Here is a 9413-nt window from a genome sequence, read left to right on the forward strand (position 1 = left end):
CCCGCGCGGTCAGGCCACCCCCATCGGGATACCTCACCTCCCATACATAGAGCCGAACTGACTATCTGTCACCCCCATCTGCAAGCCTCAGAAGCTCGCTCAGCATCAAAGGATCTTGTGCTTGCCATTCCAGCGGCAGGTACAACACGATGCGGGAGCGGCTGTGTGCCCGGACGACCTCGGCCTGGGCCGCCAGCATCGCGGGATCGTGGCAGGCGAGCACCACGTCCGGCCGGACCCGGCTGAGTACGGCCGGGAGTTCTGCCAGGCCGTGCGGATCGCCGCGTAGCACCGGAGCGATGCATCTGACCCCCGCCAGGCTGGGCGCTGCCGAGGACATCAGGCAGAAGAAGAAGACCTCGAAATCGTGGGCGAGCAGCACGGCCAGGGTCCGCAGGACCCGGGCGTACCCGGTGTGCTGCGAACCCTGGCCGACGATCAGCAGGCGCATGGGCGCTAGCCGACGGCGATGGTGTACTGGCCGCCGTAGGCCTGCCGGTACAGATACACCGTCATGTCCAGGTTGGCGTCGTAGTCGTTACCGGTGAAGGCCTCGATGCCGGTGCCGGCTGGTGGAGCCGAATCCCCAGCCCCGATCGTGCACGACTGAGCCGGCCCGGGCGACCGGGCGCCGCCTGCTCGCCCGGCGCGAGGAGCAGTCCACCGACCCCCAGGCACCGACAGTCGGCTGACGACCGGCCAGCACCACTGCGCCGCGCAGGTGCTCTTGAGGGTGGTCTTGGACCACGTCGTGCTGGTGGTCTTGGGGGCGCTCTTGGACGCGCCACCGCCCCGCGGATGATCCGGCATTATCCCAGGTCGGACCGCCTACGACAGGGGTCGGGAGGGCTGACAACCCCCCTTGGTGCGCCTCTCCTGCCTGGTCCCGGATGTGTGGTGGTTGTCGGGTGGGGCGGGCCGGCGCTCGGCGGGCGCGGGCCTGCGGCGGTCGTGGTGGTGGTGCGGCCCGCCGAGGGCGGTCCGCGCGGCCTGGCGGCCGCCAGCAGCGCCCGGAGCCCCACCGGGGACGTGCCTGCCCCCCGCGTCCCGTTGCGTCCGCTCAAGGGTCGTCCCGGCCTGCGGCGGCCCTGCCAGCCCGCTGGGGTCCCCGGGACAACAACCGGGGTCTGGGAGACCCGCCGAGTCCTGCAGGATCCCTACCTCGTAGCCCTTGACGATGTGCTCGGCGGAAGGCACGACATCTGCGAGGGCAAGCTGCTTACGTCGGACGGTGGGGCCGTCATGGTGGACGGCCCCACCGTCACGGGCAAGTCGGTTGGGTTACCGCTGGTCCTGGTGCTTGCAGCGGTCGTCGTGCTCGTGGCGCTTGATCTTGGTGGGGTCGCTGGCGGTGTGGGGGGTGGTGTCGCCGCCGCCGATGGCCGTGGCGGTGTTCGTCAGCTGGGCGCGGGCCCGGCAGTCGACGTCGACCTTCAGGGTGATGGGCGGGTAGTTGCCTGCGGCGGCGAGGATGTCGTTGCGGGTGCAGGTGAGGTTGTTCAGCGTGCAGTTCCATCCCGTGCCGCTGATGCTGTCGGCGCTGAGCCCGTCGGGAAGGGTGTCGTACACGGTGATCGTGGTGCCGTTGGTCGGGGCGGCTCCGGCGGCGTTGCTGACGGTGATGGTGTAGGTGCCGTCCCGCCCCTGGGTGAAGTGCCCGGTGTGGGTCTTGGTGATGGTCAAGGACGGGAGCGTGTAGGAGATGGTCACCTGGCCGTTGTGGTTCGCTGTCCCGATGGTGGAGGCACTGTAGCCGGTACCGGTACCGGACGCGGTGGCGAAGCTGCTGCCCCCACCGCCTCCGCCGCCACTCCCCGAGGTGCCTGTGTTGTTGACGGTGGCGCTGCCGCCGCCCCCGCCGGCGAAGTACCCGCCCCCACCGCCCCCACCGGCACCGATGATGGTGAGGGCGCAACCACCGCCGATGCTGCCCCCGGTGCCACCGGTACCGACCGTGGCACCGGAGAACCCGCTTCCCGGCCCACCTTTCGTGGCCGAACACAGTGGAGCGGTGCCGGCGGCCCCGCCGCCGCCCACGGTGCTGGTGCTGGTGCTGCCACCGCCCCCGCCCTGCCCCGGCGAAGCCCCAGGGCCGGTGGCACTTCCCGCGGTACCGCCGGTGGCATCCGGCGTTGTCCCGCCGTTGCCCCCGTTCCCGCCGGCCGAGCCCGCGCCGGTGCCGCCGGCGGCACCGCCGCCCCCGGCGACCACCAGCAGGGAGCCGCCCGCGCTGATGCTGGAAGCCCCGCCCCCGCCCGGGCCTTCGTCCTGAAAACCAGTGCCCGGGTAGGCCCCGCCCGGGGCGCCGCCGTTGAACCCGCCGGCACCCCCCGTCCCGGTGCCGTTGCAGCCTTTGCCACCGGTGCCGCCGACGTTGATGGTGAAGGTCGTCGGGGCGGTGGTCTGCGGCAGGGTGGTCACCACCCGCGCCCCCTTCCCGCCCGTCCCCGTGACGGAACAGGCGGTGCCCGTGTTGTCAGCGCCGCCGGCGCCGTCCGCGGTGATCGTCACCACCGCCGCCGCCGGAACCGTCAAGGTCTGCGAAGCGCCGGTGAAGGTGAAGGTCTGCGACGGATCAGCCCGCGGCACCCGCACGGGCATGGCCGCCACCGGCGCGGCGGCCGCCGGCGTAGCCGTGGCCGCCAGCAGCGCCATGCCGGACAGCAGCGCGCTCCCCACCGATACCGCCCCCACGCCGTCCACCCGAGCCGGCCGGGTCGGCCGGGTCGGACGCGACGACGGCACGAACTGGTGCCGTCCCACCGACCAGGGCTCCGTTGAACGCAGTCACGCGCCACTGACGGTTGACCCGGTACCACGGCAGATCGCCCTGTCCACGAGTACGAGTGCTCATCCGCGGGTTCACCTCTCCTCACAGCAAAGCGTCCAGCCCCCGCGACAAGACAGACAACAGGGACATTTGATGGAAAAACAGAACAAAGCACAGTAGATACCACGATCCGATCCCTTCGAGGCATCAAGACGGTGAGAAACCTCGTGTGTCGCAGCACCCCCGCGCCCGCGATGAACCGACATCCGACCAGGCCACCGCCTGGCGAGCCGAAACGACCGGGCTTGCGCCCCACCTACTCCGCACAACCCGGCCGACACCCGCAGCCCCGGCGCATCGAGCAGCACCCCGGCATCGGCCCGCTGCCGGCCCTGCCACCAGCAACCAGAAGCCGAAGAACGGGCCCAGAGCGACTCCTGACGGCCCGTCCAGCCAAAACCGAGCAACGCCCGCGCCGGACACGCCGGGGCTCGAACGGCGGTACGGCGGACTCGAAGCGGGAGTGACACCCCCGGCATCACGCGATCAGACCAGGCAGAAACCCAGAACGACACCGACCCATCGACCATCGCGGAAAGCGTCGCCAAGTACCCGCACACCGACGGACCGGCCCCAACGTCGAACACCACCACATGCTGCGCCCCGCGGCTGAGGTGTAGCCGGCGGGGCCGACCCGAGGGGCCGAGGTGGCGGTCACCACCTCGGCCCCGCCGCACCGTCGCCGACCTGGCCGCCGCCCTCGCCCCCCCAGCCCCGCCGAACCCGCGCCGGGCCCCGCCCGCTCGCCCGACGCGAGGAACAGCCCACCGCCCCCAGACACCGACAGCCGGCTGACGACCGGCCAGCACCACTGCGCCGCGGAGGTGGCGTTGGAGGTGGTCTGAGTGGGTGTTTAGGGATGGTTTGCAACGAGTGTTTTGACCCGTTTTTATCGCATTCATCACCAAGGCGCATGGCCCGAAATGCCTGGAAGATCTGCATTGGCAGGGACATTTCTCCGCATTGCTAAACCAGGCGGAATCCATAGCCGAGAAGCGGATCAAACGGTCATGCGGGTTGGCGCTCGGACGGCCACGAAGGCGAACGTAAGGTGCGAATCGCCCCGAAGATGTTGGCCATCGAGGCGACTTAGTACCGCCAACCATCCCTAAACGCCCACTGAGTGGGTGTCTGTGATGCTTTGTCGGATTTCAGCTTGAGGGCGTCTCCGGTTGGGGCAGGGTGAACAGTGCCCTTGCCGAGAACCTCATCCGGCCTGGTGGGAGGCAGGTACACAAGTGGCGACCTCGTCAGTCGGATAGGCGCTCTGGCAGAGCCGACGAGCTCCGCGACATGATGATCGACCGTGCTGCTACGACTGGCGCGCAGCCAGCGGCGGCGGGCGTGGGCGGTGAGGCGGGCGGGCAGGTGGTAGAGCCGGTAGCGCATGGTGCCCGGTTCGGCGAGCACCAGGTCGCCTTGGTCGTGGAGGGCGAGCAGGCGGACTCCAGGTCGTGGCCGAGGTTCGAGGCGAGCATCCAGGCGCGGTTGACCTCCCAGGACTGGCTGGGCAGGTTCCGCAGTCCCATCGTCTTGTCCGCTCGCACCCGGTCCTCGACGACGGCGTGGGCGCGGGCGAGTGCGTCGAGGAACTGTGGCTGATGGGAGCCTGCAATGCCCCACATGTGCCGGATGTTGGTGGCGATGACCGAGTACTTCCAGCCGGTCCTGTTCTCCAGGGCGGTCAGTTTCTTGCGGTGCCGCCCGGCGGGGCGGACCCTGCGGACCAGCAGTCGCATCCCTTCCGGCCAGCCCGGCCGGGTGTTCAGACCGGTCAACTCCGCGATGCCGTAGTCGTCGTGGACACTGCCGTCCTGCTTCAGCGCCGCCTCCCACGCCTTGGCGGGCAGGCGGGCGATCGACTTCTCGTCGTCTTCGGTGATGGTCCAGCCGACCAGGTAGCGCACGGTGCGACGGGCAGTGTTCAGCGCCTCCAGGTGCCCCAGCAGGTCGTGGGTCGCACCCGCGCCGTCGACCCTGACCAGGATCTTCGCCTGGGAGGAACCGGGTATCTGCCGCAGCGCGGCGGTGAGCACGGTGATGTGGTCGGTCACGGTGTTCGAGCCGGCGTTCCCAGGCCGCAGGAGCATCGACAGCGACTCCTGGGTGTTGGCGCACCAGGACGCAAGCGGGTGGAAGCCCCACGTCTTCTTGAAGGTGACCGCCGCGCCGGCCTTGTTCGAGGCGGCCAGGATGATCGTGGCGTCGATATCGATGACGATCCAGCCCGTGAGTCGCTTGCCCGCCACTGCCAACCAGGGGAAACCGCCGGGCCGCAGGTGGAGCAGTCCCCAGACGTGCCGGCGGACCCGGGCGCGGGCCGTTGCGATCCGGTTCAGGCCCGCCTCGTCCAGCGCGGCCAGCGTGCGGTGCGTGGTGGAGTCCGAGGCTGGGACCCCGAACAGGGCGGTGTGATGGGCTTGCAGTTGCTCGGCCTCCGCCAGGTTCTTCGCTCCCAACACGATCGCGCTCGCCAGGCCGAGCAGCACGTGTGCGCGGTCGCGCCAGGTCGCGCTCCCGCCGCCGGGCCACAACCGGCCCAGCGCGGCGGTCAGTCCCACCCGGTCCGCGACCTGGTGCAGCAGCACTACCCCGGCGTGCCCGACCAGCCCCTTACCGTCGGCGGCCACAGACAACCGCCGGTCCCACCCTGTACGCTCGCTCACCGAGAAGGTGCACCTGTTCTTGCAGCCGATACGACGTAGACACTCGCATCGTTGCAGCTCAGGGGCACCTTTTCCTAGCTCGGCATCAGATCAACCCGCTCGGCTGAATACCCGAGGCCAACCGACGAATCCGGATCCTCGGCGCCACCGCACATCCGACCGCGTCCTGGGTGACGCAGGCCGCGAAGAACCTCGTCATGGACCTCGAGGACGCCGGCTCCCGGGCGCACTACGTGATCCGGGACCGGGACGGGAAGTTCCCCGGCCTGTTCGACGCCGTCCTCGCCGACGCGGGGATCCAGGTCGTGCTCAGCGGCGTCAGGATCCCCCGCATGAACTCCATCATGGAGCGCTGGGTGCAGACCTGCCGCCGAGAGCTGCTGGACCGGACCCTGATCTGGAACGAGCGGCACCTGCTCCACGCCTTGCGGGAGTTCGAGAAATTCTACAACTCCCACAGGCCGCACCAGGGCATCGCGAACGCCCGCCCCCTCTGCGCCCTTCCCCAGCCGATCGACACCCCGGAGCAGATCGCCCGCCTCGACATACGTCGAACCGACCGACTCGGCGGCCTCCTTCACGAATACCAACATGCAGCCTGAACAGGGCGGATGACATTTTCGGCAAGCACAGGGTCGATCGGTGTGAAGTTGCACCTCGCTGTCGCGATGAACTGCACCAGTTTGTCGTGCCGGCCTGTGGGGTGATGCCTGGTCAGGGTCGATAGCGGCTGGTGCGGCGTCATCGTGGTGCGGTTTTGGGCGTCACGTCGATGACGTTTCCACTGGTCGGCGTCGTGCAGTTTCTCAGCAGCACCGACTACCAGGCCACCCCGAGCGCCTCCAACTGGCCGAGCTGCTCCGCACTGAGCTTCGCCCGCCGGGCCTTGAGGTTGTTCAACCAGGTACCCAGCGACACGACCGCGACGGCCTCCCCGCCTCCCGCACCTTCCACGACGCCCTGTGCCGGGCCCAGCACCTCCTTGTGGGCCCGCGGAACCCGGGCGTGGCCCTCGCGCTCGACGAAGACGGACAAGGCCCTCAGGCCCTGCTGGAAGCGATCCGCCTGGGACCGCTTTGGCTTCGCGGCAGCCGCCGCCCGCGCCGTGGCCAGCTCCGCATCCTCCTCGATGCCGATCGCCGCCAGCAGCTCCTGCTGCTCCTCCGCCAGCGTCGCCCACTCCGCGCGGGCCCGCTGGACGAACCGCCCCACTGGCTCGCCCTCGAACTCCACCTCCAGGGCGAGGATCGGCCAGTCGACCCGGCCGTCGCTGGCCAGCCACCACGCCCGGGCGGCCACGTAGGCCCGCTGCCAGGTGATCGACCACGCCGGCGCCCACCAGGGGTCGATCTCCTCCAGACGCTGCCGCCGAGCCGGATCCAGCGCCCCCTCCTCGCCCTCCGGCACCTCCGCAGCAGTCCTCAACGCCTGCAGCCACTTGCCCACGCCAAAACCCCCGACCGACGCCCGAGTTGGCGCCGCCAGCGAGTTGAAGTGCTCGCTTGCCCACGCCCGCGCCCAGTCCAAGCCGGCCTCGAACGCCTGATCCGAGACGGACCACACCATGTCCAGCGAGTCGAGCATCTCGACACGGTGTCGCGCCAAAGTGCCAGCTGCGTATTCCCTGCGACGTTCGGACAGCCATTTCCCCAGCGGGAAAGTTCCGGCCTTACCGACCATCGCCGAATACGGAACATCAAGATTCCCGTACTCCTCGAACCATTTCCGCGCGGCGGAGATACCCTCCCGCCAATACTGGTTCTCACCGGTCAGTACCCGCGTATTCACGAACAACGCCAGCGTGTTGGCGTCCACCGGCGTCTTGAACCGGATCGGCAGCGTGAATGACGGCGCACCCTCCGCCGTCACCCCAGGACCCTCAACGGCTTCCGCGCTGCGCCCCTTGGTGCGTTTGCCGCTGCGTTGGGGGACGGCGAGGGTTTCCACGACCTCGGCGTCGTGCGCCCTCAGCGCGGTCAGGATTTTGACCAGCGGGGCGTAGCTCTCGGATTCGAGAAGGTCTCCGGGCTCCTCGTCCGGCTTGAGGAAGACGGGGACGATGAGGGAGGCGACCTTTCCCTCTCCGGGCTGCATCCGAAGGGCCCGGCCGATGGCCTGGACGATGTCCACCATCGATCCTCGGCCCTGCAGGAGAACCGCGTCTGCATTCGGAATATCGACGCCTTCACCCAGGACCTTGCAGTTACTGAGGAAGGCATGCGGCAGTCCGTCACTCTCTCCGGTGGTTCCGAAGCCGTTGATGACCTCGGTCCGGAAATCCACACTGTGCTCACCGGAAAGCCACTGCGCCCAGACCTCATCCGGGTATTTCTCCGGGTTCTCCGAGGCGAGCCGTTCGGCGGTCTGGTTCAGGGTTTCCGAGAAATAGCGGGCCTCGATCGTGCGGGAGTGGAAGGTGATGGTCTTGCGCAGTCTCCGCTCGACGGCGGTCTTGATGAGGCCGGCCTGGATCGCTGCGACCCGGCGCGGGTCGACCTGGTCCTCCTCCTCGCTCTCGCCCACCCCGGCGCCCCACGGGAGCGGTTGACGCTTCGCCAGTTCCGGGTTGTGCTCGGGCGAGCGCAGCTCGAGGACAACGATCTCGAAGGGCGCCAGCAGCTTGCGGTCGATCGCCTCGGCCAGGCCGAGCGCGAAGACCTGGCGCCCGTAGATCGCGACATCATCCATGGAGCAGACCAGATCCTCCGTCAGCGGCTGGTGCGCATCCTGACGGGCCCGGAACTTCGGCGGTTCCCACACGCGCGGAGTGGCGGTCATGTACAGCCGGCGTGCTGCGGGGATCTGCGCCTGCTGGTGCACCACCGTCCAGGTCTTCTCGGCCGAGCCACTGGAGCGGTGGGCTTCGTCACAGACCATCAGCTCCAGCGGCGGTACATCGCCCACCAGCTCGTGCTTCACCTTGTAGGCACCCGCCACCGCTCCGGCCGAGGCATAGGTGGCGAACAAGGTGACGGGGCGCCGGCTCTTGGCGGCACGGGCGAGCCACAAGGCGATCTGCAACGAGTTGGTGGCGCCGGCCACCCCGTAAGGCAGCTCACCGGGGTTGAGCGAGCAGACCGCGAACATCTCCCCGGCGCGGCCGGCCACCCGCCAGGAACCGATCATCTGCAGCAGCAGGTCGAGGGTCGGAACGACGACCATCACCGCGCCGTGCGGGGCCAGCCTCTGTGCGGCCACCGCCCCCACGTAGGACTTCCCGGAGCCCGTAGCCATCTGCACGCTAGCCCGCAGACCGTTGGGCATCACGATGCCCGGCCCCGGGGTGAGGGCACGCACGATGGGCCCCAGCGCCTCTTCCTGGTGGCCGCGGAGGTTGATGCTGTCGGATGCCCGGTCGGCTTCCAGACCCGGCTTGGCGATGCTCACGAAATGGCTTTCCTTTCGACTAGCGTGGTCGGTACAGGCCGCCACCCGGGATGGCTTCCCGCTGTTCTTCTGATACAGGCGATGGGAGCAGTTTCTATTGGAACTGAGGCGGGTAATTCTCTTCCAGCTCAAACGGGGATTTCGACGTCTTTCCAGGAGTGATGGAATGCTTCGCTCGAAGGGTCCATAGGGGCCTTGAGACCGGAAGCCCTCCCGGACTACGATTGATACATCGACCTGGGATGGACAGTCTCAGTGTAGCCGACGGGGCCAGCGAGGCGCACGGGAATCACATGATCCATCGTCAGCTGGGGGAGTGAGGCAGAGCAGTGCGTGCCCCCGTCGAGCCGCCCCCGCTCCTAGCCAGCCTGCTTGAACCCCAGCCCATTTTCCTGCTAGATGGTGTGATGGAGGCTCAGCCACAGGAGGGAGTGGAGCGAAGCGGAGCGACCGTCAGCCCGCGCGGAGCGCGGGCCGGGGGGGGGGAGAGGGAAGGCAAGAAACCGCGAAAGAGGGCTGTCCCACCCACC

At 68.8% G+C, this 9413-nt stretch carries 6 protein-coding genes; 1 reads left to right on the top strand and 5 read right to left on the bottom strand.

Annotated elements, in window-relative coordinates; translation table 11 throughout:
• Nucleotides 1-61: 61 nt before the first annotated feature.
• The 4 genes from ACZ38L_RS37110 to ACZ38L_RS37125 all read right to left on the bottom strand — a co-directional run bounded on the left by ACZ38L_RS37110 (nucleotide 62) and on the right by ACZ38L_RS37125 (nucleotide 5496).
• Nucleotides 62-451 carry a hypothetical protein gene (locus tag ACZ38L_RS37110; protein ID WP_465702070.1) on the bottom strand — a complete coding sequence of 130 codons (390 nt, stop codon included), beginning with the start codon at nucleotides 449-451 and terminating at the stop codon, nucleotides 62-64.
• 5 nt (nucleotides 452-456) lie between these two features.
• A complete protein-coding gene (locus ACZ38L_RS37115; RefSeq protein ID WP_465702072.1) occupies nucleotides 457-810 on the bottom strand; it encodes a hypothetical protein in 354 nt (117 codons plus the stop codon).
• 471 nt (nucleotides 811-1281) lie between these two features.
• Nucleotides 1282-2763: a hypothetical protein gene (locus ACZ38L_RS37120; RefSeq protein ID WP_465702074.1), complete on the bottom strand. Its 1482-nt coding sequence runs from the start codon at nucleotides 2761-2763 to the stop codon at nucleotides 1282-1284.
• A gap of 1317 nt (nucleotides 2764-4080) precedes the next feature.
• Nucleotides 4081-5496, bottom strand: a complete 1416-nt coding sequence (locus ACZ38L_RS37125) for an IS1380 family transposase (protein WP_465702077.1) — start codon at nucleotides 5494-5496, stop codon at nucleotides 4081-4083.
• A 170-nt stretch (nucleotides 5497-5666) separates the two neighbouring features.
• On the opposite strand from ACZ38L_RS37125, the gene ACZ38L_RS37130 reads away from it, so the two are divergent.
• Nucleotides 5667-6098 (top strand): integrase core domain-containing protein, encoded by a 432-nt coding sequence (locus ACZ38L_RS37130; protein WP_465702080.1) that lies wholly within the window; start codon nucleotides 5667-5669, stop codon nucleotides 6096-6098.
• Nucleotides 6099-6315: 217 nt separating this feature from the next.
• Here the strand turns inward: ACZ38L_RS37130 and ACZ38L_RS37135 are convergent, their stop codons facing one another.
• Nucleotides 6316-8883 carry a helicase associated domain-containing protein gene (locus ACZ38L_RS37135; RefSeq protein WP_465702082.1) on the bottom strand — a complete coding sequence of 856 codons (2568 nt, stop codon included), beginning with the start codon at nucleotides 8881-8883 and terminating at the stop codon, nucleotides 6316-6318.
• Between the last annotated feature and the right edge of the window lie 530 nt (nucleotides 8884-9413).

The sequence above is a fragment of the Kitasatospora sp. NPDC024654 genome, assembly GCF_055559155.1.